Here is a 24,883-nt window from a genome sequence, read left to right as displayed (position 1 = left end):
AAAAAAACCGCTTTAAAGCGGTTTTTTTTATTTATAGTTAAGTGTATTTTATGCTTAACCTTTAACAGCTGCTTTAATTGCATCGATTGCTGTATCAATATCAATCATTAGCTTTTCACCAGTGCGGCGGTTTTTAAGTTCAACTTTGTTTTCATCAAGGTTGCGCTCGCCAATAACTAATGTAAATGGCACGCCAATTAATTCCATGTCGTTAAACATAACGCCAGGGCGCTCTTTACGGTCATCAAATAACACATCAAGTCCAGCATCTTTTAAGCCTTGGTAAAGGTTGTTAGCAATATCTGGAATGCGATGCGACTTATGCATATTCATAGGCACAATAGCTAAATCAAACGGTGCAATTGGTTGTGGCCAAATAATACCGTATTGGTCGTTGTTTTGCTCGATTGCTGCAGCCACAATACGCGACACACCAATACCATAACAACCCATAGTCATTATTTGGTTTTTACCTGATTCGTTTAATACGCCAGCCTTCATTGCTTGTGAGTATTTAGTGCCAAGTTGGAAAATATGGCCAACTTCAATACCACGTTTAATTTGTAAAGTGCCTTGGCCACATGGGCTTGCATCGCCTTCTACAATATTACGTATATCAGCAACTTCATAATCAGTTACATCACGATCCCAGTTAATGCCGCTGTAATGCTCGTCGTCTTTATTAGCGCCGGCAACAAAGTCAGCTAGTATGTTAGCGCTTCTATCAACAATAATTGGCATAGACAGGCCAACCGGGCCTAATGAGCCAGGTTTTGCACCAATAGCAGCAACAATGTCTGCCTCTGTTGCCATTTCAAGCGGAGAATCTACTAACGGGTGTTTTTCAGCTTTTAGTTCGTTAAGGTCGTGATCGCCGCGTAAAACTAGCGCAACTAAACCACGTACCCCGTTTTCATCAGGCGCAGCGTAAACGATTAATGTTTTAACACCGCGATGTGGTTTAACACCGTAGTGCTTTTTAAGCTCGTTAATTGTTTTAGCGTCAGGCGTTGGAAACGCTTTAAGCTCTTTTGTTGCAGCTGGGCGTGGCTCGCTTGGTGCAAGTGCTTCTGCTTTTTCAATATTTGCTGCGTAGTCGCTGCCATCACTAAATGCAATAGCGTCTTCACCAGATTCTGCAAGTACATGAAACTCATGCGATACGCTACCACCAATAGAACCCGTGTCGGCAATAACAGGGCGGTAGTCTAAGTTTAAACGCTCAAAAATATTACAATACGCTTTGTGCATTACTTGATACGTTGCATCTAAACACTCATCACTTAAGTGAAATGAATAGGCATCTTTCATTGTAAATTCGCGGGCGCGCATTACACCAAAACGCGGACGACGTTCGTCGCGCACTTTAGTTTGTATTTGGTATAAAGAAATTGGTAGCTGTTTATAGCTGCTAATTTCTTTACGAACAAAATCAGTGATCACTTCTTCGTGAGTTGGGCCAAGCGCAAAGGTACGATTATGACGATCGGTAAAACGCATAAGTTCAGGACCAAACTCATCCCAACGACCTGATTCTTCCCATAAATCTGCTGGTTGAATTACTGGCATCAGCATTTCAATCGCATTGGCTTTATTCATTTCTTCACGTACGATATTTTCTACTTTTCTAAGTACCCGTAACCCAGTGGGTAACCAAGTGTATAAACCCGAAGCGACACGACGGATCATACCGGCTCTAAGCATTAATTGATGCGATACAATTTCAGCATCCGAAGGCGTTTCTTTAAGTGTGGCGAGTATATATTGACTGGTACGCATGTTGTTTCCGAAATTAGAGTAATTATGTACATATTGTAAGGGCTTCAGTCTACCAGCGGTTGCATTTACACTAAAGCGCTAAGTGATAAATTATTTAGGTATTTTCTATACTAGTAACTAAATTATGCGACTCATTAACTTGCCAGCAAATATTATAGTTATACAAAGTCATACCGTAGCTTTGCTGTCCGTCTTTTTGCTTTTTATAAGCAGGGCGAGGATCTTGCTTTAGCACATTACTTATAAACGCCTGTAAATCTGGATATTGCGTTTGCTGCGCAATAAAATCTAGTACTTCAGGGGTAAATTCAACGCTCATGTGGGTTTCTGGGCGGGTGTCGGCAAACCCCGCACTGGCCTCTGGCATAGAGTCAGAATAGGGTAAGTAAGGCTTTATATCGATTATTGGTGTGCCATCGAGTAAATCTATTCCGGCGAGTAATAAGCTCAGTTGGCCATTTTTATACTCTATACCTTCTAGTTTTACCGCGCTCATACCAATGGCGTTAGGCCTAAAAGTGGCTCGCGTGGCAAACACGCCTTTGCGGGCATTACCACCTAAACGAGGCGGGCGCACCATAGCCGAATAGCCTTTGTCGGCTGTTTCATGAAAACGAAATAGCAGCCAAATATGGCTAAACTCATCGAGCCCGCGTACAAATTCTTCACGATTAAAGTCAGGCGCAAAAATAAGCTTTGCTTTAGCTTCCGGCACTAAACGAGGTTGCCTAGGTATAGCAAACTTTTGTTTATAAGGAGATTGAATGTGGCCAATAGCCGAAATGGTATAATCGCTCATAGTACTCGGGTGCAAATGAAATAGAGCGCTATTCTACCCATATTTAGCGTTTATGGCATTACTTGTAAGTGAGTTTATTACTTAACCTGAGCTCCGGATAATAAACCTATCTCAAGCAGCTACTTTCAGCGCTAACTGCGTTGAATTTACTTGCAATAGGCCAGCTATTGACGCGTAAATTCGCCTTATTTTCACTGAAAATCTCTGGCTAGAGAAAATAAAATTAAATATAACTATGATTTAATACGTTAGTAAATCTCTTAACCAGAGCTCAGGTTACTTATAGAAGCCTAGTCTAAAAGGTATTGATTAGACTAAGTGGTTTATATGCATGTGCGTTTAAACCACTCAAAACAAAAAAGGTAAGCCTAAGCTTACCTTTTACACACGTTTTAGGGTTTAATTAAAACATGTACTGCACTGATACAGACGCTACATCCATATCTGGGTCAATATCGTCATCAAGTTTATAGCGTTCATACTCTAAACGAAATTGAACGTTTGTTGTAAGTGCATATTCAATACCTGCACCGTAAAACGCATCACCACCATCTGTAGAAGCTGAAACAGAACCTACTGGTAAATCTTGTGTGTATTCTGCATCCCACTCAAGCCAACCGCCTTTTGCATACACAGAAAAACTCTCTGTAATAGGGTAGCCCAAGCGTGCGGCAAGCGATACGCCATCAATTTCAGCTTTGCTGTCCACATCACTTACTTCATCAAAGTTTTGATAAGCAAGCTCTAAGCTTAAATACTCGTTAAATTGTGCGCCAACGTAACCTTTTAGCATTTGTGCATCGTCGTCAAAGTCAGTGTCTTTGTCACTGTCTTCAAATTCAAAAGAATATTGACCGTAACCAACACCCGTGTAGATACGTGGAGAATCGAAATCAGCAATATCAGCCTTAGCTGCAGTATTAAAACCCAGTGTTACTAAAGCAAGTGTAGAAAGAGAAAGTGTTTTAATCATGAATTAGCTCCTTTAATAATAAAAATCAAATGCTTGAAAAAATAAGATGTAATTAAATCAAACGTCATCAAGGTAGGTGCAGTGAGCATGCCAATTATTAAAAACATAAAAAAACGGCCATAAAAACCTACTTTAGTATTGGTTTTTATGGCCGTTTGTATGATACGTGTACAGCAGTGAACTTTTATTAGTTGTTACTTTCTAAGCTCTATTGCATGTTTTACAAAAAGTGTGAGGTTTTTACAGGCACACTTTAGTTACTTATACCTTATGCAGTAAGTTTTCCGTCTCTATTGCAATTTCTTTCATTTTTATAGCGTAGTTTTCTAATTTTAAATCTTCTTCGGTAATCGCTTTAAAAGAAGGCACAGCTACTGGGTAACCGGTTTCATCCATAGCAATAAAGCTAATAACACAGTGGTTGGTTTCAACCATATTTTGTGTTTTGGGGTCGCCACAACGCACTTGAATAAATATTTGCATACTGGTTTTACCAGTATGCGCTATTTTAGCTTCCACTTCAACAATTTGGCCTACTAAAATAGGGCGTCTAAACTTAACCCCAGCAACAGATACGGTAACACAGTAATGGCCACTCCAGCCTGCAGCACATGCATAGCCAGCTTGGTCAATCCACTTCATGACGGCTCCACCATGCACTTTACCACCAAAATTTACATCAGTAGGCTCTGCTAAAAAACGAAAAACAACTTTTGACGACGGCATAACTAATTCTCTTTTATAAAAACTAGGGTAAGCATAGCGCAAAACAGGGGCACAAGCCCCTGCAAATTAGTGTAGGTTTATAATTTATATGTAAAAACCTACTTTTTATTAACAATAATAACTACATATTAGGATAATTTGGCCCGCCAGTCCCCTCCGGAGTTACCCAAGTAATATTTTGGCTCGGATCTTTAATATCGCAGGTTTTACAATGCACGCAGTTTTGCGAGTTAATCACAAACTCTTTAGTGCCAGCAATTTCTTGAATTTCATAAACCCCAGCAGGGCAATAGCGCTGCGCTGGTTCATCAAATTTAACTAAGTTTACTGCAATTGGAATACTCGGATCTTTTAATTGCAAATGACACGGCTGTGACTCTTCGTGGTTAGTATTTGATAAAAATACCGACGACAACTTATCAAAACTGAGTTTACCATCGGGTTTTGGATACACTATTTTATCGGCATCCGCCGCATCAACTAAGGTATCGTGATCTGGGGTGTTGTCTTTAAAGGTAAATGGCAAGCAACCATTAAAAATATTTTGATCTAGGGTGTTATATGCGCCACCAACAAACTTACCTAACTTGTGCATAACAGGGCCAAAGTTACGTGATTGCTGCAATTCTTTATAAGCCCAAGATTGCTCAAACGCGTCTTTAAACTCGCTTAAGTCGGTATTTGCTTGCTCACTTTCTAATGCTTTAAAAATAACTTCAGCTGCCACCATACCCGACTTCATTGCAGTATGATTACCTTTAATTTTTGCAAAGTTAAGCGTACCTGCATCGCAGCCTACCAATAACCCACCAGGAAAATGCATTTTTGGTAATGAGTGCAAGCCGCCTTTAGCAATAGCACGAGCACCATAAGCAACTCGTTCGCCGCCTGCTAATACATTTTTAAACACCGGATGATGTTTCATACGCTGAAACTCATCAAACGGGCTTAAATGCGGGTTTGAGTAGTTGAGATCAACAATCAGTCCTACCACAACTTGGTTGTTTTCACAGTGGTACATAAATGCGCCGCCGTTAGTATCGCCTTGTAATGGCCAGCCTGTACCGTGTACTACAGTGCCTAATTGATGCTTACTTTCATCAATTTGCCAAATTTCTTTTAAGCCTAAGCCATAGTGCTGCGGTGATGACTCATCATCGAGGGCAAATTCATTAATGAGTTGTTTGCCCAAATGACCACGACAACCTTCGGCAAATACGGTGTATTTAGCGCGTAGCTCCATGCCAGGCATGTAACCATCTTTTTCGTTACCGTCTTTATCAAGGCCCATATCGCCAGTAATAATGCCTTGTACTGTATCGTCTTCAATAATAAGCGAATGCGCACTAAACCCAGGAAAAATCTCAACTCCCAGTGCTTCTGCTTGCTCAGCTAACCAGCGACAAACATTCCCCATAGAGACAATATAATTGCCATCATTATGAAAGGTTTTTGGTGTGGCAAAGTGCGGAATAGCGGTGGCTTTTTGTTCGTTGTTAAACCAGTAAATTTCATCCTTTGCTACTTTGGTGGTTACAGGGGCGTTGAGCTCTTGCCAATTTGGCAGTAATTCATCCAGCGCTTTGGTTTCAAACACGGCACCAGAGAGTATATGAGCACCCACTTCTGAACCTTTTTCAACGACACAGATCATGCATTCTTGTTGTTTATTTTGCGCTTGTTGTGCCAGTTTTATTGCACATGCAAGACCCGCTGGGCCTGCACCTACAACAACTACATCAAATTCCATGGTTTCCCGGGTGATCATAAATACCTCTTATTCGAATGGTTAACGTACCCTATATTTAACTACACGTTAATGAAATACATAACCCATTTGATAGATGCTAATAAAAAGTTATGGGTTGTGAATGTTTAAAGGTTATTTTAGGTTGATGTTTACGTCAATAGACAGTAGTCTGATTTCATAAAATAAATAGGTTGACGTGCACGTCAGCTTGTAGGTTTAAATAACGATGGAGTCCATATGAAAGTTCTCGTACCAATAAAAAGAGTTATAGATTACAACGTAAAAGCGCGAGTTAAGTCAGACAAAACAGACGTTGATTTAACCAACGTAAAAATGGCGATGAACCCATTTTGCGAAATTGCAATTGAAGAAGCGATTCGCTTAAAAGAAGCGGGTACAGCAAGCGAAGTTATTGCCGTAACAATTGGCCCAAAAGCCTCGCAAGAACAGTTACGTACGGCCTTAGCCCTAGGCGCCGACAAAGCCATTCACATCGAAACCGATGAAAAGTTAGAGTCGCTGCATATTGCTAAATTACTTGCAAAAATTGTAGAACAAGAAGCACCAGAATTAGTTATTTTAGGTAAGCAATCAATTGATTCAGACAATAACCAAACCGGCCAAATGCTAGCTGCATTGACTAAACGTGGCCAAGGTACGTTTGCTTCAAAAGTTGAAGTGGTTGATGGAAAAGTTAATGTTACCCGTGAAGTTGACGGCGGCTTACAAACAGTAGCGCTTAATTTACCGGCTATTGTAACTACCGATTTACGTTTAAATGAGCCACGTTATGCGTCGCTGCCAAATATAATGAAAGCGAAACGTAAACCGCTTGAGGTTATTGCAGCCGATACTTTGGGTGTTGATTTAACGGCCCGTATGCAATTAATTAGCGTTGAAGAGCCAGCTAAACGTACTGCCGGTATTATAGTTGAGGACGTGGCGCAACTTGTAGAAAAATTAAAAACAGAGGCGAAGGTAATCTAAATGAAAACACTTGTAATAGCAGAGCACGATAACGGTGTATTAAAACCAGAAACCTCAAAAACAATTAACGCAGCAGCAAAACTTGGTTTTCCTATTGATGTGCTTATTGCGGGCGAAAACCTAGGTGTACTAAGCGAAGAAGTTGCGCTTATTAATGGCGTAGCCAGTGTACTGGTAGCAGATAACGCAGTATATGCACACCAATTAGCTGAAAGTATGGCAGATTTAGTGCTATCGCTTGCTGATTCTTATAGCCACATAGTGGTAAGTGCTACCACTACAGGTAAAAACTTTATGCCACGCGTTGCAGCCTTGCTTGATGTTGCACAAATTTCAGAAATTATTGACGTTGTTGACGCAGAAACATTTAAGCGTCCTATTTATGCGGGCAACGCAATTGCCACGGTTAAGTCACTCGATAGCAAAAAAGTTATCACTGTACGTGCTAGTAGCTTCGACTTACAAACAGAGCAAGCAAGCGCGCCAATAACGGCAGTTAATACGGTATCCGATTCTGCGCTAAGCAGCTTTGTAAGCGATGAGCAAACTAAATCAGAGCGCCCAGAATTAACCGCAGCTACTGTGGTTATCTCAGGTGGTCGTGGTATGCAAAATGGCGAAAACTTTAGTTTATTACACGGAATAGCCGACAAGTTAGGCGCTGCTATTGGTGCTTCGCGCGCAGCAGTTGATGCAGGCTTTGTACCAAATGACATGCAAGTAGGGCAAACAGGTAAAATTGTAGCGCCAAACTTGTACATTGCAGTGGGTATTAGTGGTGCAATTCAGCATCTAGCCGGTATGAAAGACTCAAAAGTAATTGTCGCAATTAATAAAGACCCAGACGCACCTATTTTTCAGGTTGCAGACTACGGTTTAGTTGCCGATCTGTTTGATGTTTTACCACAGCTAGAGCAAGCTCTATAAGTTAATAACTAAAAATTATATTTGTATTTATAGTTATAGTGATAAATTAAAAGCCGCAGTATCATTTTATGATGCTGCGGCTTTTGATTGTGCCTAATAAACCTAAGGTACTTATTCACTTAACCTGACTGGCCTATTGCAAGAAAATTCAACGCAGTTAGCGCTGAAAAATAGCTGCTTGAGATAAGTTTATTATCCGGATCTCAGGTTACTTAGGCATAAAAAAACCAGCCATCGGCTGGTTTTTACTATGGTACACAGTAAGCGTTAACGTATTAGTACGTTGCGCTGCCTTTAGTGCGAGGGAAGGCAATAACGTCACGTACGTTGCCCATACCGGTAACATAAGCAACTAAACGCTCAAAACCTAAGCCAAAGCCTGAGTGCGGCACAGTACCGTATTTACGTAAATCGCGGTACCAGCTGTAGTCGTCTTTGTTTAAGCCCATTTCGTCTAAACGAGCATCGAGAATATCTAGGCGCTCTTCACGTTGTGAGCCACCAATGATCTCACCAATACCTGGCGCTACTATGTCCATTGCGGCAACGGTTTTACCGTCTTCGTTTTGGCGCATGTAAAACGCTTTAATATCGCGTGGGTAGTTTTTAATAACAACCGGTGCTTTAAAGTGTTCTTCTGCTAAGTAACGCTCGTGCTCAGACTGTAAATCTACGCCCCATTCAACAGCGTACTCAAACTTTTTACCACAGGCTTTTAATATTTCTACCGCTTCGGTGTAATCAACTTGTGCAAAGTCTTTTTCTACAAATTCTTCAAGGCGAGTAATGGCTGTTTTTTCTACACGTTGTGCAAAAAATTCCATGTCATCGCGGCGCTCTTCTAGTACGGCTTTAAACACATACTTCAACATCTGCTCTGCTAGTTTTGCAATATCTTCTAAATCAGCAAATGCTAATTCAGGTTCTACCATCCAAAACTCGGCAAGGTGGCGCGAAGTATTTGAGTTTTCTGCGCGGAAGGTTGGGCCAAACGTATAAATTTTTGACATTGCCGACGCGTAAGTTTCACCATTTAACTGGCCAGATACAGTAAGAAATGCTTCTTTACCAAAAAAATCTTCGCTGTAATCTACTTCGCCTTTATCGGTAAGCGGTAAGTTTTGCATATCAAGCGTTGATACGCGGAACATTTCACCTGCGCCTTCACAGTCACTTGCTGTGATAATAGGGGTGCTTATCCATAAAAAACCTTGATCATGGTAAAAGCGATGAATAGCTTGAGCTAAACAGTTACGTACACGGGTTACGGCACCAATCATGTTAGTACGAGGGCGAAGGTGAGCGTGCTCACGTAAGTACTCAATACTATGACGCTTTGCAGCCATAGGGTACGAATCTGGGTTTTCTACCCAACCTAATACAGTAACCGAGTTAGTTTGAATCTCATAAGACTGACCTTGGCCAGCAGATTGCACTAAAACACCGGTAACCGACACAGAACAACCGGCTGTTAGGCTAGTGACTTCATCATAATTATTAAGTGAATTAGGAACTACCGCTTGAATAGGATCAAAACACGAACCGTCATGAACGGCTAAAAATGAAATTCCTGCTTTTGAATCGCGGCGAGTACGGATCCAGCCTTTTACTGTAACTTGGCTGTCTACCGATACCTTGCCTTTTAATAGCTCTGAAATCGCTAAATGGCTCATCTTCACTCCAATGATATAAGTTGCCTAACTATGTAATTTAACTACGCACCACACGCTGGCAAAATTGCTCTTAAACGGCGCTGCACTTGAACCCTGTATCTTACCTAGTAAAGTAAGATAAAAAAACTATTGTGGGCAACTCTTTAAAAATTTTTATAAATGCGCTTTATTTTTATACAGTTTTAAGGCCTAAATGTGAGTATTGTTATTTGTTGCTCTTATGTTTACCCATTTTGTGGCATTATGAACATTCAGATATTTTTATATTAATCGTTTTACCATTACATACTAAAAAATGGATGCTATGAAACAAGTTTTTATTTTACGAGGACTACCAGGAAGCGGTAAGTCTTATTATGCGCAAAATCTTGCCGATGAACTCGCCGGTGCAGACGAAAGCCAATATGTTATTTGCTCAACCGATGATTATTTTATTAATGATCAAGGTGAATACCAATTTGATAAGTTTAAATTGCCGCAATACCATAATTTAAATTTAGCGCGCTTTATTAACGCTTTAGCACAAAATATCCCGTTGGTGATTGTAGATAATACCAATATTAAAAAATGGGAATTTATTGCCTATGCGCAAGCGGCAGTTGCTTTGGGTTATCAAGTAAAAGAAGTGATTGTGGGCGAAGTAAAAGACAAATCTATGCAGCATTTATATGCCAAGCGTAACAGCCATAACATTCCACTTAAAACTATTAGTAAAATGGCCTATATGTTTGAATGGTAATTTATACAGATTAAAAAAGCCCATGTTAATGGGCTTTTTAGTGTTGCATACTTTTATTATTGCGCGAGTTGTTTATAAACTGCTAGCGGGTGTGAGGTACTTAAAGATACATGTACAGCATCGCCGGGGTTTACCACTATTTCATGGCTAACGCGGCTGGTTACTACAGTTCCGCAGGCAAGCTTTATAGCACATAAGCGGCTGCCACCTTCAAAGCGCACCCAAATAACTTCGCCATTATTACCCACACTACTTTGCACTAGTAATACATCATCGGGGCGCAGCAGCACATCTACATCGCCACTATCGCAATCAACACCGTGGGCAGGGGCATTACCAATACTTGTGGTTGCTTGGCCTTGGCTAAATTGGCCGCTTATAAAACTGGCTTCCCCTAAAAAGCGTGCCACAAATCGATTGTTAGGCATACTAAAACAGCGCTCTGGTGTATCTATTTGCTGAATTTTACCGCCTTGCAGTACACCCACACGATCGCCTACCGACAATGCTTCTTCTTGGTCGTGCGTTACCCAAATTGCAGGTACGCCCGCCGCTTTAAGCGCGTTGCGAATATCCCAGCGCAGCATGTCTTTAAGTGCGGCGTCTAAGTTAGAAAGCGGCTCATCTAATAATACAAAGTCGGGCTGGTGGGCAAGGGTGCGCGCAAGTGCTACGCGTTGTTTTTGTCCGCCTGAAAGCGTTGCTGGTTTTTTATTTCTAAACTCATCAAGGCCAAGTAACTTTATCCAATGCTCGCCTGGGCTGGTGTCTTTTAACCTAAAAAAAATATTTTGCTGCACGGTTAAATGCGGAAATAAAGCAAAATCTTGAAACACCATACCTACACTGCGTTTTTCCGCAGGTACAGTAATTTTAGGCGTTGCCCGCCATTTACCACTGTTTATTTCGCCTTCGCTTATAGGTATAAGGCCGGCTAATGCCTGCAAAATAGTACTTTTACCGCAGCCAGTAGGGCCTACAAGCATAAGAATTTCGTTATTGCCTAATGATAGGTTTAAATCGCTTATTACACGGTTACTGCCATAATCTATAGACAACTGACTTACAGATAGCATTTGTTATTAAATCCTTAATGTTCGAGCTGGTTGCGTTTTTCGCCAGTGAGCATAATAGCTAACGCGCACGCAGAAATCACCACTAATAATAACCCCGGAATAGCAGCGCGGCCAAAATAGCCGGCTTCGTATACACGCCACAAATAAGTAGAGAGGGTTTCAAACCCCGTAGGGCCAAGTAATAAGGTGGCCTCTAGTTCACGCATCGACTCTAAAAACACTAATGCCGCACCGGCAATAATACCGCGCATAGTTAAGGGCAGTGTTATACGCATAAATGCTTCGCGTGGGCTGGCACCAAGTACCCGGGCCGATTTTACCAAGCTTGGATCTAAGTGTTCGGTGCTGGTACGTACTGAGCCTACAGCAAGGGGTAAAAAGCGCAGCGTATAAGCGATAATAAGCAACCCTAATGTTTGATACAAAAAGGGCAGTTGCAAGCCGCCATAAACAAGCGCTGTGCCCATTACTATGCCCGGAATACCAAAGCCAAAGTAAGTTACGCGCTCCATTACTTTACCTGCTTTACCGTTAAGAGCCGCATGAGCAACCGGAATGGCCACAATTACAGCTACTACAGCAGCAATTGCTGAGGCATATGTTGAGTTCCAAGCAATACTAAAATCAAAGCCGCTAAAACCATCCCGTGCCAGCCACAACGAAAATATAGCTAAAGGTAAGCCAATGGCTAATAACAAAATAGGCGCAAAAGTTATAAACATAGCGCTTAACTGCCACTTTTTAGGGAATAAAATAAGTGGTCTGCCTTGGCGTTCAGTGGCGGTTTTTATTTGTGATTCAATCATTAATAAAAAGCCAACAATAACCATTAATTGCAACGAGAGCATAGCCGCACGGCCCAAAGCAAAGGCGTTGTATTCCACATAAATAACTCGGGTAAAGGTATCTAAGCGCATCATTGCCGGTGTACCAAAGTCAGATAAAGTATAAAGTGCAACAAGCAAAGATCCCGCGGCAATACCATTAACTACGCGGGGTAATATTACTTTAAATACACTTTGTGTCATCGACATACCCAGTGTACGTGCAGCGTTTACCATACTGGCATCAAGGCTGAGTAAGGACGAGCGGGTGGTCATCATTACAAACGGAAATGTGTACAAGGTCATTACTATGGCTGCGCCGCTAAGGCCGTCCATTGAGGGCGTTGGAATGCCAAGCAGGTTATTTATTTCCCCCCCAGGGCCAAAAGCTGCATAAAGTGTAAACGCCCCTATATAACTAGGTATAGCTAAGGGAGCTGCAAATATAACCAGCCATAATTTTTTCAATGGCAAATGTACATAAGCGCTAATAAACGCCAGTGGCACGCCAATTAAAATAGAACCCAATACAGTTAACGCCATTAACGATAAGGTATTAGCTAAAATGTCGAGGTTATGGCTGTCAAATACTGAGCTTGTGTCGCTGGCAAGGGTAATTAACACATAAATAGGGGTAAGCGTAATGAGCGCTGCAAGCAGCGCCATTGGGTAGGATGCAGGTAGTCGCATTACAGTACGCCGCTACTGCGCATTAAATCGATAGTGGGGCGTAAATCGGCGAGCTGAGTTAAATCAATTTTAGGCGGCGAAATACTCGATAAAGACGGTATGCCCTGTGGCACACTAATGCCATTAACAAGTGGGATTTCGTAAGCTTCACTGGCTAAATAGCTTTGCACTTCGGTGCTTAGTAAATAACGCATAAAATTAGTTGCTAACGGATCGTCACTTAAAGCTAACACCCCTGAGGCATTGACCAAACAGCCTGCATCGTTTTGGGTAAAAGCTAAATCTAGCTTAGCATCGGGCTTACCCGACTTTAACCTAAGTGTGTAATAGTGATTTGCAAAACCAATATCAACTTCACCGCGCTCAACGCCCATAACTACACCTAATTCACCGGCATAGGTTTTAGAGCGCTTTTTAATTTTTTTAAGCCACTTAGCGGTTTTGTCATCACCTTCTAAAATTCGCATTGCAGTTACAAACGACTGGAACGACGCATAAGCAGGGGCCCAACCAATACTTAAATCGCTGTCGGCAATTTCCATAATGCTGGTGGGAATTTGCTCTTTAGTTAAACGCGACGTGTTGTATGGCAAGGTACGAATACGGCCGGTTACCGGCGTCCATTCTTTATATCTAAATTGCGGTTGTAACTGAGCCGATAAATCACTTGGTATTGGCTGTGCAAGGCCAGCATCGGTAACTAAACCAATCGCGCCTGAGTCAACCGCCCAAAATAAGTCAGCACGGCGAACGCCTGCTTTTGCTTCAGCTACTATGGTATTTGCTAATGCAGCAGTTGGGCCTCGGCGTATACCGAGTTTAAGGTTTGGATTTTTTTTCTCGATAGCTTGTAATACGTTTTCGTATAAGCCACCTTCACCACGCCCTAAATAAAGCGTAAGCTCACCCTCTAGTTTAGGTAAGCTATCTACAGACACAGGGTTTGCTATATTGGCCGCTAGTGCGCGAGCAAGAGGCAGTGGTAATGCACCCACAGCCCCAAGCGCAACCAGGCCTTGTATAAAGGTCCTACGCTTCACTTAAAATACATCCTTACGTGTTTTTTCGGCTTTTTCGATCAGCGTTTTAGCGCGATCTAATTTTGTTTGCATGTCGCTTATTACATTACGTACTTCGTCTACGCTTTTGTTGCTAGAAATAGCAAGTGGCAGTGTTACGTTAAAGTCTTTCTCTAACACTTCAACTAAGTTAGCGTCTTGCGCTATCAGTGTGCCTTCTACGCCTTCAAATAAGTGTAGGTAAGTGTCGTGTACAATTTCGGTGGCTTCGTCGTTTAAACGCTCAGCAAACTTTGCAACAACACGATCGAGTCGGTGCTTAATTTCGTCGATAGTGGCACTTTGGGTCATTTCTTTGGTTGCTGTTGTTGTTACATTTGCTAATAAACCCTGTTGCTGAAATTTTGCCGCTAATTTAACAGCGCCAAGGCCTTGCCATAGGGCATTGTTCATGGCTTGTTGTTGTTTACGAACTTCAGCTGCAGGCTGTTTGTTTTCGATAGCCATTTTTACGCCGTAAATACCTTGCCAAATAGAAGCGTAAACAGGTACAAAATTGGTTTCTATGGCGCTGTGAAATTTAACCGACTCCCAATATTCAATAAGGTCATCTGTTTTTACCGCTTTAGCACCTTTAGTATCGTAGTCGCTTACCATGGTATCGACTTTGCCAACCATCCACTCTACTTCTTCGGCGTAACTTTTAAGATTAGCCTGAAGATGATTAACATGCTCGCCAATAGGGCCGTTTGCAAGTACCGGTTGCGTTATAAAAGCAGAGGCTAATAACAGGCTTACGCCTAACGCTTTAGCTGGTTTAAATAATAAGTTCATAAAAGAGTCCGAAAAGGTAACTGTAAATGATAGGTATTATCATATAGGTAAAGATCACTGAGATCAATACTCTAAAGGTGAGTTAAGGGGCTATTTGTTTATTAGGGTAAAGTGTGTACAACTTTTAACCCTAAAACTTTAATTTAGCGGTAAGTTTAAGCGTAATGCTTGCCTTTAATGGCGTTATAAATGGCATCACACAAGGTTTTTATGCTGCTATGGTCTGAAATATATGGCGGCATTAAATAAATAAGTTTACCAAAGGGGCGTATCCACACACCTTGTGCTACAAAATAAGCCTGAATTTTAGCCACATCAACATTGCCTGCTTCCGCTGTTAGCTCTACCACCCCAATAGCGCCTAAAGTGCGTACATCGGCTACGTCATCAAGCTCTTTGCACTTATTGAGTTGTTGTAGTTGGCTGTTTAGGTTGGTTATGCGCTGCTGCCAGTTTTGCTCAAGCAGTAAATCTATACTGGCACAGGCCACAGCGCAGGCAAGCGGGTTGCCCATAAAAGTAGGGCCGTGCATTAATACACCGGCTTCGCCTTCGCTTATACCTGTGGCTATTTTGTCACTGGTAAGAGTGGCCGATAGGGTCATAGTGCCGCCAGTGAGTGCTTTGCCTATACACATTATATCGGGCTGAATATTAGCATGCTCTACGGCAAATAATTTACCGGTACGGCCAAAGCCTGTGGCTATTTCGTCGCATATAAGTAACACCTTATATTGCGTGCATAACTTGCGTACGCAGGCTAAGTACTCAGGGTGATAAAAGTTCATGCCACCAGCATTTTGTACAATTGGCTCAATAATAAATGCCGCAACGCTCTGGTGGTGCGCTTTAAAATACGCTTCAAGCTCGGTTGCCTCAGCTTGGTTAAATTCACTATTAAATTGGCTTACCGGGGCTGGTACAAAAATATGCTCGGGTAAAAAGCCGCTGTACAAACTGTGCATTGAATTAACTGGATCGCATACACTCATAGCCGCAAAGGTATCGCCATGATAGCCCTTGTAGGGAGTCATTAATTTTTGTTTGTTAGAAATGCCTTGGCTAAGCCAATACTGCAGCGCCATTTTTATAGCTACTTCAACACTTACCGAGCCGCTATCGGCTAAAAATACCTTAGTTAAGCTAGCAGGGGTAATGCTTACTAGCTTTTTACAGAGCTCTACAGCGGGTTTATGGGTAAATCCGCCAAACATAATGTGGCTCATAGAGTTAATTTGCTCAATCATGGCGTTATTTAAAACTGGGTGGTTATAGCCATGTATAGCGCTCCACCATGAGGCCATGCCATCAATGAGTTGCTCGCCTGTTTCAAGCTCAATAATATTATGATTTGCGTGGGTAACAGGGTAAACCATTATAGGCTTGGTCATAGAGGTATAAGGGTGCCAAATATGCTGGCGATCAAAATTTAGGTCAATCGCATTCTTTTTAATCATATGTAAACTTAAGTGGGCTTGGGTTCGTTGACAATGGTACTTCAAGAAGTAGACTAAGCCAATATCACCGTTATGAAAAAATAAAGAGAGTAGAAAACTATGGAACTTGCACCTGTTCGTCACAACTGGACCCACAGTGAAGTTAAAGCACTATTTGAAATGCCATTTAACGATTTACTATTTAAAGCCGCATCGGTTCATCGTGCTAATTTCAACCCAAATGAAGTGCAAATTTCTACTTTATTATCGATTAAAACCGGTGCCTGCCCAGAAGATTGTAAATATTGCCCGCAGTCTGGGCATTACCGAACCGATTTAGAACGCGAACGCCTAATAGAGGTAGAAAAAGTAGTAGAACAAGCGCGTTTAGCCAAACAAAAAGGCGCAACTCGTTTTTGTATGGGGGCCGCGTGGTCAGATCCAAAAGACAGAGACATGCCGTATATTTCGCAAATGGTTAAAGAAGTAAAAGAACTTGGCCTAGAAACCTGTATGACCCTAGGCATGCTTAATAACGAAAAAGCCCATGAACTACGCAATGCTGGGCTTGACTACTACAACCATAACCTTGACACCTCGCCTGAGTATTACGAGCAAATTATATCTACCCGTACTTTTCAAGACCGCCTAGATACCATAGGCAATGTGCGCGACGCGGGTATGAAAGTATGTTCGGGCGGTATTGTAGGTATGGGTGAGCAAGCAGCCGATCGCTATGGCTTATTAATGCAACTGGCCAATTTAGATCAACAACCAGAAAGCGTACCCATTAATATGCTGGTTAAAGTTAAAGGCACACCGCTTGAAAACGTAGATGACTTAGATCATTTTGAGTTTATACGCACAATTGCAACCGCGCGCATTATGATGCCGCACAGCTATGTGCGTTTGTCGGCAGGGCGCAACGCCATGAACGAGCAAATGCAGTCAATGTGCTTTTTTGCAGGTGCTAACTCTATATTTTATGGCGACAAACTGCTTACCACCGAAAACCCAGATGCCGATGCCGATATGGCCTTAATTAAAAAGTTAGGGATGAACCCAGAAACTCGTCACGACTATTCAGATGAAGCCGTAGCCGCGTCGCTTTCATCGCAAGTGGCCGACAAAGCAACGTCTAAGTTATTTTACGAAGCATAACCATAGCCATAATAATAACTAAGCTATAACTAAGCCTAGGTAAACACAGCCAAATGTCATTTGAATTTATAAATACGCATCTGCAAGCTTGCTTGCACGATGCGCTACTGCGTAAACGCCACCAAGTACAGCATGCTACGGCGCGCAAAATTACTATTAATAACAAAACCTATCTTAATTTTGCCAGTAACGACTACTTAGGCTTTGGCGATAACGCAATTGCTTTAAATGAATTACCAGCATTAGGGAGTCACAGCTCAGCGTTAGTTACCGGTTACCAAGTACAGCAACATGCATTAGAGCAGTATTTGTGCGCGCAGTTAGGTTACGAAGCCGCCATGCTGTTTAGCTCGGGCTTTAGTGCTAATAGCAGTGTAATAAAAGCGCTGTTTCAAGATAAAACCGTAGCGCAGCACAGTGCTGTTTTTCAAGATAAGCTTAATCATGCCAGCCTAATAGACGGTGCACTGCATGCTAACGCCGCTTTAATCCGTTTTAATCATAACGACATGAGCCATTTACGCGCCCGCTTAGAAAAATCAACAGCCAAACATAAGCTAATTATAAGCGAAGGTGTATTTTCGATGGATGGCGACAAAGCGCCACTTAGCGAGCTACTGGCCTTAGCCAAACAGCACAATGCTTGGCTAATGATAGACGACGCTCATGGTTTTGGCGTATTAGGTAAAACCGGATTAGGCAGCTGCGAGGCGCTTAATACCGAGCAACTACCTGAGTTACTGGTTATTACTTTTGGCAAAGCGGCAGCCAGTAGCGGCGCGTGTGTATTAGGCAGTAAACATTTTATTGATTACATGCTGCAATTTAATCGCGATTACACTTATTCCACGGCTATGTCGCCGCTTATTGCAGGGCTTACTCTTGCACGTATTAAAGCGATTAAAACCGCAGATGATAAACGCGCTAAATTAAAGGCAAATATTAGCTACTTTAAGCAACTTGCTAAACAACATAATATTGCCGTAATGGAGTCAAGTACCGCTATTCAGCCCATTGTTTTAGGCTGCGCCGAGTACACCTTAAACGTGGCTAATAAACTTAAAAAATACGGTGTTTGGCTTACTGCTATTCGCCCGCCAACCGTTGCTCATAACACCGCACGTTTGCGAATTACTCTCAGCGCAGCGCATACAAAGCACGACATTAACCATTTAGTTAATAGCTTAGTAGGTGCATTAGTATGATTGCTCAAACACTTTTAAATGCTGCTTCTATAACTACACAGCCATTAAATACAGAGCCAAATAGGCAGCCGTTAAATATACAATCATTATCAGCAGGGCCTATATTATTACCAAGCTGTAGCCTTAAAAAAGGGGCGCAGAGTAAATTTTCAAAAGCAGCCAGCAGTTATAACCACCATGCTAATGTGCAAAAACAAGCCGCAGATGATTTATTTAAACTTATAAAAGCGAATGCAAATAGCAGTAATAAAGCCAAACTGTGTATCGACTTAGGCGCAGGGCCATTAGTTAATACACATACTTTGCAAACATTATTTGGCAGCGTTATTGCCATGGATCTTAGTTTAAACATGCTACAAAGCAGCGCACTAAATACGCCACGGCTATGCGCCGATATGGATAATCTACCGCTGCAAGCCAATAGTATTGATATTATTTACAGTAACTTTGCAGTGCAATGGTCGGCCAATTTTGCCCAATTATTAAAATCGCTTTATACTGCGCTCAAACCAGGCGGGCAAGCCTATATTAGCTGCGTTATTGAAGGCTCGCTTAACGAGATAAAAACCGCATTTAGCGCACTTGATAACAACAGCCATATAAATACCTTTAATAGCGAACAGCATATAAACCAATCAGTCCAAAAGTCTGGGTTTACTATTAATACAATGCAAAAAGCCTTGTATAGCGATGAGTTTACATCACCATTAAATGCCATTCGCTCTATTAAGGCCATAGGTGCTACAGCGCAAAATCACAGTAATACGCGCAGAGGCTTGTTAACTAAGCACGCTTTGAAGCAGGTATGCAGCGCATATCCGCTTAGAAATAATAAAGCGCACGTGTCGTATCACGTTATGCTATTAGCACTTGGTAAATAAAAACCAGTTAAATAAAAACCAGTTAAATAAAAACCGTTAAATAAAAACCGTTAAATAAAACAGCAAAGGTAAATAACGCCATGAAAGAATTTTTTATTACCGGCACCGACACCGACGCCGGAAAAACCCACGTTACCAGTTTATTACTAAAGCTACTTGCCCAACATAAAAAGCAAGCTATTGGTTTTAAACCGCTCGCATCTGGCTGCGAAATGGCGTTTGATCAGCTAGTAAATGCCGATGCACTAATATTAATGGAAAGCGCAACCGTAAGTGCCAAGTACGATGTAATTAATCCGTTTGCCTTTGCACCTGCTATTGCCCCGCACATAGCCGCCGAGCAAGCAGGGGTTACTATTACTGCAGATAAGCTAAGCAGCGCGTATAAAAACGTAAAACAGCAAGGTGCCGATTACATACTTACCGAAGGGGCTGGTGGCTGGGCGCTGCCTATAAGCAACACAGATTATTTATACAATTGGGTTAAAGCAGAGCAACTGCCGGTAATATTAGTAGTAGGTATGAAGTTAGGCTGCTTAAATCATGCGCTACTTACGGCTGCACATATGCAAAGTATAGGTATAAATTGCATTGGCTGGATTGCAAATCAGGTTGATCCAAACATGGACGAGTACCAAGCTAATCTTGATTCACTTAAATTACGTTTACCCTTTCCTATACTGGCAATAAGCCCATACAGTGAGCAAACCCCTAAATTACAAATATATAAAACACTGCTAGAAAATTTCGCACTAAACACATAAAAAACTCTTGTTTTACGACATAGTTTGTCACAGAATAGCGCTGACGTTGTGACATACTGTGTCATAACGCAGTGATTGCTTTTAATCAATTTAGTGCCAAACGCACTAAACATATTAATAGTACCGCAATCGATATTATTTTTTGAGGACAAGTATGAAACGTGTTTTTTTATTTTTACTAACAAACCTCGCGGTTATGTTGGTATTAGGTGTAGTGCTTTCAATAGTGATGAGTGTATTAGGACTAAGCAATCGTAGCTTAGGCGGTATGCTAATGATTGCTACCGTGTTTGGTTTTGGTGGCTCGTTTATTTCGTTATTTATGTCGAAATGGATGGCTAAAAAATCAACCGGCGCACATGTTATTACCCAACCACGTAACGAAACCGAACATTGGCTAGTAACTACGGTTGCAGCACAAGCGCAAAAAGCCGGCATTAAAATGCCAGAAGTGGCCATTTACGACAGCCCAGAAATGAACGCATTTGCCACCGGCCCAAGTAAAAACAACTCACTAGTGGCAGTAAGCACAGGTTTATTACACAGCATGAGCCAAGATCAAGCCGAAGCCGTACTTGCCCACGAAGTATCGCATATTGCTAATGGCGACATGGTAACGCTTACACTTATACAAGGCGTGGTAAACACCTTTGTTATATTTGCCGCTAAAGTGCTAGCAGGCATAGTAGATAACTTTATAAACAGTAACAACGATGAACAAGAGGGCGGCAACAGCTGGACCTACTTCCTGTTCGATATGTTGTTTCAAGTAATTTTTGGCATTTTAGCCAGCGTTATAGTGGCTTATTACAGCCGCCAACGTGAGTTTGCTGCCGACAGCGGCGCTGCCAAACTAGTAGGCGCAGACAAAATGCGTTCAGCCCTTGAGCGATTAAAGCAAAATCATCCTTCGCAACTAGAAGGCTCAATGATGGCGTTTGGTATCGCCAGTGGTAAAGGCATGGCTGAGTTGTTTTCGTCGCACCCACCGCTTGACGCCCGTATAGACGCACTGCGTAAATAATGTTTTAGCGCAAAGTTATTGCATATATACCAAGCCAGCTTAACCGCTGGCTTTTTTGTGGCTAAATTACATGCTAAGTTAGTTGCTCATATGTTTAACCAAACCAGAGTTTATACATGAAACTATTAAGCACCACTTTTGTATTTGCGTTACTTTTTGTGTTTTTTCCGGCTAAAGCAACAAACGGCCTAATAACACTACAAAGCCAGCAAAGCGCCAAAGCCACTATGAATAAGTTTGAGCTACTGGCTAAAAATAAAGGACTGACAATTTTTGCACGTATTGATCACACCGCAGGGGCTAAAAAAGTAGGGCAGCAGCTTGGCTACACCGAAGTTATTATATTTGGTAATCCACAAGGGGGTACTCCTTTAATGCAGTGCGCGCAAACAATGGGGATTGATTTACCGCTTAAAGCACTTGTTTGGCAAGACCCCGATGCAAAAGTATGGTTGAGCTACAACGATCCTAGCTATTTAACTAAGCGCCATGGTGCAGCGCAATGCGCTGTTGCTACAAAGCTTGCCAATGTACTTGCAGAGCTTGCTGCACAGGCACTGCAGCCCTGAGCTTAATTAGCAATTCTAAAAAGTAATTTAAACAATGAGGGAATATACATGAAGTTTTTAGTATTTTTAGGCACAGTACGCAATAGCACACCCCCTAAACCAGCAAGGCTTGGTGAGCGCGTAGCCCAAGCATGTATAGCGTGTTTGCAAAGCCAATTTAGTACACACGAAATAGAGCTAATCGACGCGCTAGATTACCCGCTCGAACCGGTATTTAAGCCACACTTTGCTTATCCAAAAAGTAAAGCTCCGGAGCAGCTAAATACCCTAGCCGATAAAATTGCCGCAGCCGATGGCTATATTATGATCAGCCCAGAGTACAACCATTCTATGAGCCCAGCACTGGCCAACTTATTAAACCATTTTGGCAGCTCACTGTTTTCGTACAAACCCAGCGCTATTGTTACTTATTCTGCTGGGCAGTGGGGTGGTATGCGCGCCGCTGTGGGTATGCGTAACTTTTTAAGTGAATTAGGCTGTTTACCCGTATCAGCAATGATCCATGTACCAAAAGCGCAGGAGGTAATGGCTGAAAATGGCTCGTTCAATGAGCAAAGTGAACAAGACACTTGGTTTAATTACTTCTCACGTACATTTACTCAATTAGCCTGGTGGGCAGAGGCTGCTCAACAGCAAAAACTAACTCAAAATCCAACTGAAGTATTAAGCAGCTTTACTAAAGATCCCTCACAGCGAAACGCTCCTAAATAAACTAAGTTTAATTAACAACGCCTGCAAACAGTAAAGCCAGCTTAGCTGCTGGCTTTGTAACTTTAAACATACGGCCTAGCTATTACTGAGACATAATAATTTCGGTAATGCCCTCGGCCGAGAGTATTTCAATCCAATAGCCGTCGGGGTCTTTAATAAACGCCAAACCTTTCATCGAGCCATCGTCTGGTTTTTTTACAAACTCTACATCGTATTTTGCAAAACGTTCGCACGCGGCGTATACATCGGGTACGCTAATACCAATATGGCCAAAGCCTTTTGGCTCTTCGTTACCACTTACATAGCCTGCAAAGCTATCGTCGTTTTCTGTGCCCCAATTATGGGTAAGCTCAATTAGTGCAGGACGGCGAAACACCCATTCAGCTTTGGTTTTATCATCGCCCGCAGGCAGTTGTTGCTCGTAACCTAAAAAGTACAGGGTAAACTTCATACCAGGAAAGTCATATTTTCCCAACAACTTCATACCTAATACGTTTTCATAAAATGCTAATGACGGTTTTGGGTCTTTAATTCGCAGCATAGTTTGCTGCATTACATAACCTTCGGTCGCTTTAGTAACTTGCTCTGGAGATTCGTTATAGCTAGACATAAGATGATCCTTACTAAAAAATTTAAAGCACAACAGACTTATTAAGTATTTCTAGCGCCATCATAATCAACAGCACCGCAAATTAAAACCACCCTATGTAATTCATTCGTTATTCAATCACTATTCAATAATTAGTTAATTAAAATACCGCCAAGCAATGGCTATAAAGTAGTTTAATTTTAAAATTACTTAAAATAAGTTTACCGAACACTTTTAGAAACGTATAGTTTGCATAAGTAACAAATAAAAACAAATAACTAGGGGCTGTTGATCTTTGTAGTACATATATCAATCAGCCCACATTGGTAGCCACATCATAGTAAATGCTAAAGCGAGCATTGAATGATAATTTCGTTCAAGCTTTTCATACCGCGTGGCTATCCCTCTATATTGCTTAATACGGCCAAATGCATTCTCAACCAAGTGCCGATATTTGTACATGCACCAGTCAATATCTTCATTGCCTACTAAACTGTTGCCCTTACGTGGAATAACGGGTGTAGCGTTATTATCACGAACAAACGCTCTCAGTTTTTCACTGTCGTAGCCTTTATCTGCGACAACCATATTACTTGTTGGGCAATTAGCTACGAGTGACTCTGCATGGACGATATCATGCGTATTTCCACAGGATAATTCATAATAAACAGGCAACCCTCCGCTATCGACTGCAAGATGAATTTTCGTAGAATTTCCACCTCGGCTCTTTCCAATTGATTCATTGTCAGCAGTTCTTGCACCGCAACTCTGTTGATGAGCCCTGACAATACTGCCATCAATGAAGACCCAATCCATGTCCGCATCACGAGATAATGCGCGAAACAGTTCATTCAAAATCCCTTTTTTGGACCATAAATTAAACCGTCTGTAGATAGCACTCCAACGGCCAAAATCAGAAGGTAAATCTCGCCATGGAATACCTGTGCGCATCTTATACAGTATGCCTTCGAGCGTTTTTCTATGGTTGGGCTTATTATAAATTCGACCACTTAAGTACATTACTTTTGATAAGACATTCCATGTCCCGTCTGTTAACATTAATCTTGGCATGTAGGTTCGGTGTAAAGTTTTCTGGCGAATTCAATTATACCTTATCTTCATGCTGTTTGTTTTTCATACCACAAAGATCAACACGCCCTAATAAAAAGTATAAAAATCAGGAACACCAATGAACAAAGGATTGTTAACGTCGTGGAACGACAACCGAGGCTATGGTTTTATTAAATCTAGCAGCGTTGCACGCGACACCTTTATACACATATCTTCGCTTAAACACATGAGCCGTAAACCCAAAGTAGGCGACACCATCTATTTTGAGGTTGCCACCGATCCCAATGGTAAAAGCAAAGCAATTAATTGCCGCATTGAAGGCGTAATCGAAAGAAAAGCAGAAAGCAAACTAGAAAACACAGCTACTTTTAATAAACCTTTTAAAATGAGTAAAGCAAAAAAGAAGTCGAGTACTTTAGCTAACCTTGTTGCGCTGGCAATTATATTAAGCATAGGTTTTAGCGCATACAATAGGTACTTCGCAAACACTCATACAGGCAATAAAAACACTACCCCCGTTATTACCAATGCCGACTTAACCACCTTTGATGAAAAATACCCGAAGATAGTTATTCCTAAAAACACACAAAATTTTAGCTGTGATGGCAGGCAGCACTGCAGCCAAATGACCTCACGAGCCGAAGCTGTATTCTTTATAAAAAACTGCCCGAATACA

23 protein-coding genes and 1 pseudogene are annotated in these 24,883 nt (G+C 41.7%); 11 read left to right on the top strand and 13 right to left on the bottom strand.

From position 1 onward, the window contains the following. Nucleotides 1–54: 54 nt before the first annotated feature. From CIK86_RS06515 to CIK86_RS06495, 5 genes are all read right to left on the bottom strand, one after another. Nucleotides 55–1,779: a proline--tRNA ligase gene (locus CIK86_RS06515; protein ID WP_086994275.1), complete on the bottom strand. Its 1,725-nt coding sequence runs from the start codon at nt 1,777–1,779 to the stop codon at nt 55–57. A gap of 94 nt (nt 1,780–1,873) precedes the next feature. Continuing rightward, nucleotides 1,874–2,578: a tRNA (N6-threonylcarbamoyladenosine(37)-N6)-methyltransferase TrmO gene (gene tsaA, locus CIK86_RS06510; protein ID WP_041454438.1), complete on the bottom strand. Its 705-nt coding sequence runs from the start codon at nt 2,576–2,578 to the stop codon at nt 1,874–1,876. A gap of 403 nt (nt 2,579–2,981) precedes the next feature. Further along, nucleotides 2,982–3,551, bottom strand: a complete 570-nt coding sequence (locus tag CIK86_RS06505) for an outer membrane beta-barrel protein (protein WP_011328299.1) — start codon at nt 3,549–3,551, stop codon at nt 2,982–2,984. 261 nt (nt 3,552–3,812) lie between these two features. Continuing rightward, on the bottom strand, nt 3,813–4,277 hold the full coding sequence (locus tag CIK86_RS06500) for an acyl-CoA thioesterase (protein WP_011328298.1): 465 nt from the start codon (nt 4,275–4,277) through the stop codon (nt 3,813–3,815). Between the two features lie 121 nt (nt 4,278–4,398). Continuing rightward, nucleotides 4,399–6,045 carry an electron transfer flavoprotein-ubiquinone oxidoreductase gene (locus CIK86_RS06495; RefSeq protein WP_086993361.1) on the bottom strand — a complete coding sequence of 549 codons (1,647 nt, stop codon included), beginning with the start codon at nt 6,043–6,045 and terminating at the stop codon, nt 4,399–4,401. Between the two features lie 219 nt (nt 6,046–6,264). Between CIK86_RS06495 and CIK86_RS06490 the strand changes: the two genes are divergently transcribed. Both CIK86_RS06490 and CIK86_RS06485 read left to right on the top strand, forming a co-directional pair. Continuing rightward, nucleotides 6,265–7,014: an electron transfer flavoprotein subunit beta/FixA family protein gene (locus CIK86_RS06490; protein ID WP_086993363.1), complete on the top strand. Its 750-nt coding sequence runs from the start codon at nt 6,265–6,267 to the stop codon at nt 7,012–7,014. Further along, complete coding sequence (locus tag CIK86_RS06485) at nt 7,015–7,941, top strand: FAD-binding protein (RefSeq protein WP_086993365.1); 927 nt, start codon at nt 7,015–7,017, stop codon at nt 7,939–7,941. It begins immediately after the preceding gene. 275 nt (nt 7,942–8,216) lie between these two features. Here the strand turns inward: CIK86_RS06485 and asnS are convergent, their stop codons facing one another. After that, nucleotides 8,217–9,614 carry an asparagine--tRNA ligase gene (gene asnS / locus CIK86_RS06480; protein ID WP_086993367.1) on the bottom strand — a complete coding sequence of 466 codons (1,398 nt, stop codon included), beginning with the start codon at nt 9,612–9,614 and terminating at the stop codon, nt 8,217–8,219. A gap of 304 nt (nt 9,615–9,918) precedes the next feature. On the opposite strand from asnS, the gene CIK86_RS06475 reads away from it, so the two are divergent. After that, a complete protein-coding gene (locus CIK86_RS06475; protein ID WP_011328293.1) occupies nt 9,919–10,353 on the top strand; it encodes an ATP-binding protein in 435 nt (144 codons plus the stop codon). Between the two features lie 56 nt (nt 10,354–10,409). Here the strand turns inward: CIK86_RS06475 and CIK86_RS06470 are convergent, their stop codons facing one another. The 5 genes from CIK86_RS06470 to bioA all read right to left on the bottom strand — a co-directional run bounded on the left by CIK86_RS06470 (nt 10,410) and on the right by bioA (nt 16,253). Beyond that, nucleotides 10,410–11,429 carry an ABC transporter ATP-binding protein gene (locus CIK86_RS06470; RefSeq protein WP_086993369.1) on the bottom strand — a complete coding sequence of 340 codons (1,020 nt, stop codon included), beginning with the start codon at nt 11,427–11,429 and terminating at the stop codon, nt 10,410–10,412. 14 nt (nt 11,430–11,443) lie between these two features. Next, a complete protein-coding gene (locus CIK86_RS06465; protein ID WP_086993371.1) occupies nt 11,444–12,943 on the bottom strand; it encodes an iron ABC transporter permease in 1,500 nt (499 codons plus the stop codon). Continuing rightward, complete coding sequence (locus CIK86_RS06460) at nt 12,943–13,983, bottom strand: extracellular solute-binding protein (protein ID WP_011328290.1); 1,041 nt, start codon at nt 13,981–13,983, stop codon at nt 12,943–12,945. Before CIK86_RS06460 ends, CIK86_RS06465 begins: the two co-directional genes overlap by 1 nt. Further along, nucleotides 13,984–14,796 (bottom strand): hypothetical protein, encoded by an 813-nt coding sequence (locus CIK86_RS06455; protein ID WP_011328289.1) that lies wholly within the window; start codon nt 14,794–14,796, stop codon nt 13,984–13,986. Between the two features lie 155 nt (nt 14,797–14,951). After that, nucleotides 14,952–16,253: an adenosylmethionine--8-amino-7-oxononanoate transaminase gene (bioA, locus tag CIK86_RS06450; protein WP_086993373.1), complete on the bottom strand. Its 1,302-nt coding sequence runs from the start codon at nt 16,251–16,253 to the stop codon at nt 14,952–14,954. A 99-nt stretch (nt 16,254–16,352) separates the two neighbouring features. Between bioA and bioB the strand changes: the two genes are divergently transcribed. The 7 genes from bioB to CIK86_RS06415 all read left to right on the top strand — a co-directional run bounded on the left by bioB (nt 16,353) and on the right by CIK86_RS06415 (nt 22,547). Next, nucleotides 16,353–17,393 carry a biotin synthase BioB gene (gene bioB / locus CIK86_RS06445; protein WP_086993375.1) on the top strand — a complete coding sequence of 347 codons (1,041 nt, stop codon included), beginning with the start codon at nt 16,353–16,355 and terminating at the stop codon, nt 17,391–17,393. A 53-nt stretch (nt 17,394–17,446) separates the two neighbouring features. Continuing rightward, nucleotides 17,447–18,598: an 8-amino-7-oxononanoate synthase gene (locus CIK86_RS06440; protein WP_086993377.1), complete on the top strand. Its 1,152-nt coding sequence runs from the start codon at nt 17,447–17,449 to the stop codon at nt 18,596–18,598. Next, entirely contained in the window at nt 18,595–19,479 is an 885-nt protein-coding gene (locus tag CIK86_RS06435) for a methyltransferase domain-containing protein (RefSeq protein ID WP_086993379.1), read from the top strand. The genes CIK86_RS06440 and CIK86_RS06435 overlap by 4 nt, the downstream gene beginning before the upstream one ends. 80 nt (nt 19,480–19,559) lie before the next feature. Beyond that, nucleotides 19,560–20,243 (top strand): dethiobiotin synthase, encoded by a 684-nt coding sequence (gene bioD, locus CIK86_RS06430; RefSeq protein ID WP_086993381.1) that lies wholly within the window; start codon nt 19,560–19,562, stop codon nt 20,241–20,243. Between the two features lie 154 nt (nt 20,244–20,397). Further along, on the top strand, nt 20,398–21,267 hold the full coding sequence (gene htpX, locus CIK86_RS06425) for a protease HtpX (RefSeq protein ID WP_058373453.1): 870 nt from the start codon (nt 20,398–20,400) through the stop codon (nt 21,265–21,267). Nucleotides 21,268–21,383: 116 nt separating this feature from the next. After that, nucleotides 21,384–21,836, top strand: coding sequence for a DUF302 domain-containing protein (locus CIK86_RS06420; RefSeq protein ID WP_086993383.1), 453 nt, complete (start codon nt 21,384–21,386; stop codon nt 21,834–21,836). Nucleotides 21,837–21,884: 48 nt separating this feature from the next. Then, nucleotides 21,885–22,547, top strand: a complete 663-nt coding sequence (locus CIK86_RS06415) for an NAD(P)H-dependent oxidoreductase (protein ID WP_086993384.1) — start codon at nt 21,885–21,887, stop codon at nt 22,545–22,547. An 82-nt stretch (nt 22,548–22,629) separates the two neighbouring features. On the opposite strand, the gene gloA is transcribed toward CIK86_RS06415, so the two are convergent. Both gloA and CIK86_RS06405 read right to left on the bottom strand, forming a co-directional pair. Beyond that, nucleotides 22,630–23,157 (bottom strand): lactoylglutathione lyase, encoded by a 528-nt coding sequence (gene gloA / locus CIK86_RS06410; protein ID WP_086993386.1) that lies wholly within the window; start codon nt 23,155–23,157, stop codon nt 22,630–22,632. A gap of 288 nt (nt 23,158–23,445) precedes the next feature. Continuing rightward, complete coding sequence (locus CIK86_RS06405; RefSeq protein ID WP_096317075.1) at nt 23,446–24,207, bottom strand: IS5 family transposase; 762 nt, start codon at nt 24,205–24,207, stop codon at nt 23,446–23,448. A gap of 118 nt (nt 24,208–24,325) precedes the next feature. On the opposite strand from CIK86_RS06405, the pseudogene CIK86_RS06400 reads away from it, so the two are divergent. Then, a pseudogene (locus CIK86_RS06400) lies at nt 24,326–24,883 on the top strand (cold shock domain-containing protein); the annotation flags it as partial.

The sequence above is a fragment of the Pseudoalteromonas sp. JB197 genome (assembly GCF_002332205.1).
Classification (GTDB): Bacteria; Pseudomonadota; Gammaproteobacteria; order Enterobacterales; family Alteromonadaceae; genus Pseudoalteromonas; species Pseudoalteromonas nigrifaciens.
Note: the sequence above shows the minus strand (reverse complement) of the source record. Positions and strands in the feature narration are given on the sequence as shown.

What these genes read in the sequence shown, in the direction of transcription:
- CIK86_RS06515 (WP_086994275.1), bottom strand. Translation starts at nt 1,779, where the DNA reads ATGCGTACCAGTCAATATATACTCGCCACACTTAAAGAAACGCCTTCG.
- tsaA (WP_041454438.1), bottom strand. Translation starts at nt 2,578, where the DNA reads ATGAGCGATTATACCATTTCGGCTATTGGCCACATTCAATCTCCTTAT.
- CIK86_RS06505 (WP_011328299.1), bottom strand. Translation starts at nt 3,551, where the DNA reads ATGATTAAAACACTTTCTCTTTCTACACTTGCTTTAGTAACACTGGGT.
- CIK86_RS06500 (WP_011328298.1), bottom strand. Translation starts at nt 4,277, where the DNA reads ATGCCGTCGTCAAAAGTTGTTTTTCGTTTTTTAGCAGAGCCTACTGAT.
- CIK86_RS06495 (WP_086993361.1), bottom strand. Translation starts at nt 6,045, where the DNA reads ATGATCACCCGGGAAACCATGGAATTTGATGTAGTTGTTGTAGGTGCA.
- CIK86_RS06490 (WP_086993363.1), top strand. Translation starts at nt 6,265, where the DNA reads ATGAAAGTTCTCGTACCAATAAAAAGAGTTATAGATTACAACGTAAAA.
- CIK86_RS06485 (WP_086993365.1), top strand. Translation starts at nt 7,015, where the DNA reads ATGAAAACACTTGTAATAGCAGAGCACGATAACGGTGTATTAAAACCA.
- asnS (WP_086993367.1), bottom strand. Translation starts at nt 9,614, where the DNA reads ATGAGCCATTTAGCGATTTCAGAGCTATTAAAAGGCAAGGTATCGGTA.
- CIK86_RS06475 (WP_011328293.1), top strand. Translation starts at nt 9,919, where the DNA reads ATGAAACAAGTTTTTATTTTACGAGGACTACCAGGAAGCGGTAAGTCT.
- CIK86_RS06470 (WP_086993369.1), bottom strand. Translation starts at nt 11,429, where the DNA reads ATGCTATCTGTAAGTCAGTTGTCTATAGATTATGGCAGTAACCGTGTA.
- CIK86_RS06465 (WP_086993371.1), bottom strand. Translation starts at nt 12,943, where the DNA reads ATGCGACTACCTGCATCCTACCCAATGGCGCTGCTTGCAGCGCTCATT.
- CIK86_RS06455 (WP_011328289.1), bottom strand. Translation starts at nt 14,796, where the DNA reads ATGAACTTATTATTTAAACCAGCTAAAGCGTTAGGCGTAAGCCTGTTA.
- bioA (WP_086993373.1), bottom strand. Translation starts at nt 16,253, where the DNA reads ATGATTAAAAAGAATGCGATTGACCTAAATTTTGATCGCCAGCATATT.
- bioB (WP_086993375.1), top strand. Translation starts at nt 16,353, where the DNA reads ATGGAACTTGCACCTGTTCGTCACAACTGGACCCACAGTGAAGTTAAA.
- CIK86_RS06440 (WP_086993377.1), top strand. Translation starts at nt 17,447, where the DNA reads ATGTCATTTGAATTTATAAATACGCATCTGCAAGCTTGCTTGCACGAT.
- CIK86_RS06435 (WP_086993379.1), top strand. Translation starts at nt 18,595, where the DNA reads ATGATTGCTCAAACACTTTTAAATGCTGCTTCTATAACTACACAGCCA.
- bioD (WP_086993381.1), top strand. Translation starts at nt 19,560, where the DNA reads ATGAAAGAATTTTTTATTACCGGCACCGACACCGACGCCGGAAAAACC.
- htpX (WP_058373453.1), top strand. Translation starts at nt 20,398, where the DNA reads ATGAAACGTGTTTTTTTATTTTTACTAACAAACCTCGCGGTTATGTTG.
- CIK86_RS06420 (WP_086993383.1), top strand. Translation starts at nt 21,384, where the DNA reads ATGAAACTATTAAGCACCACTTTTGTATTTGCGTTACTTTTTGTGTTT.
- CIK86_RS06415 (WP_086993384.1), top strand. Translation starts at nt 21,885, where the DNA reads ATGAAGTTTTTAGTATTTTTAGGCACAGTACGCAATAGCACACCCCCT.
- gloA (WP_086993386.1), bottom strand. Translation starts at nt 23,157, where the DNA reads ATGTCTAGCTATAACGAATCTCCAGAGCAAGTTACTAAAGCGACCGAA.
- CIK86_RS06405 (WP_096317075.1), bottom strand. Translation starts at nt 24,207, where the DNA reads ATGCCAAGATTAATGTTAACAGACGGGACATGGAATGTCTTATCAAAA.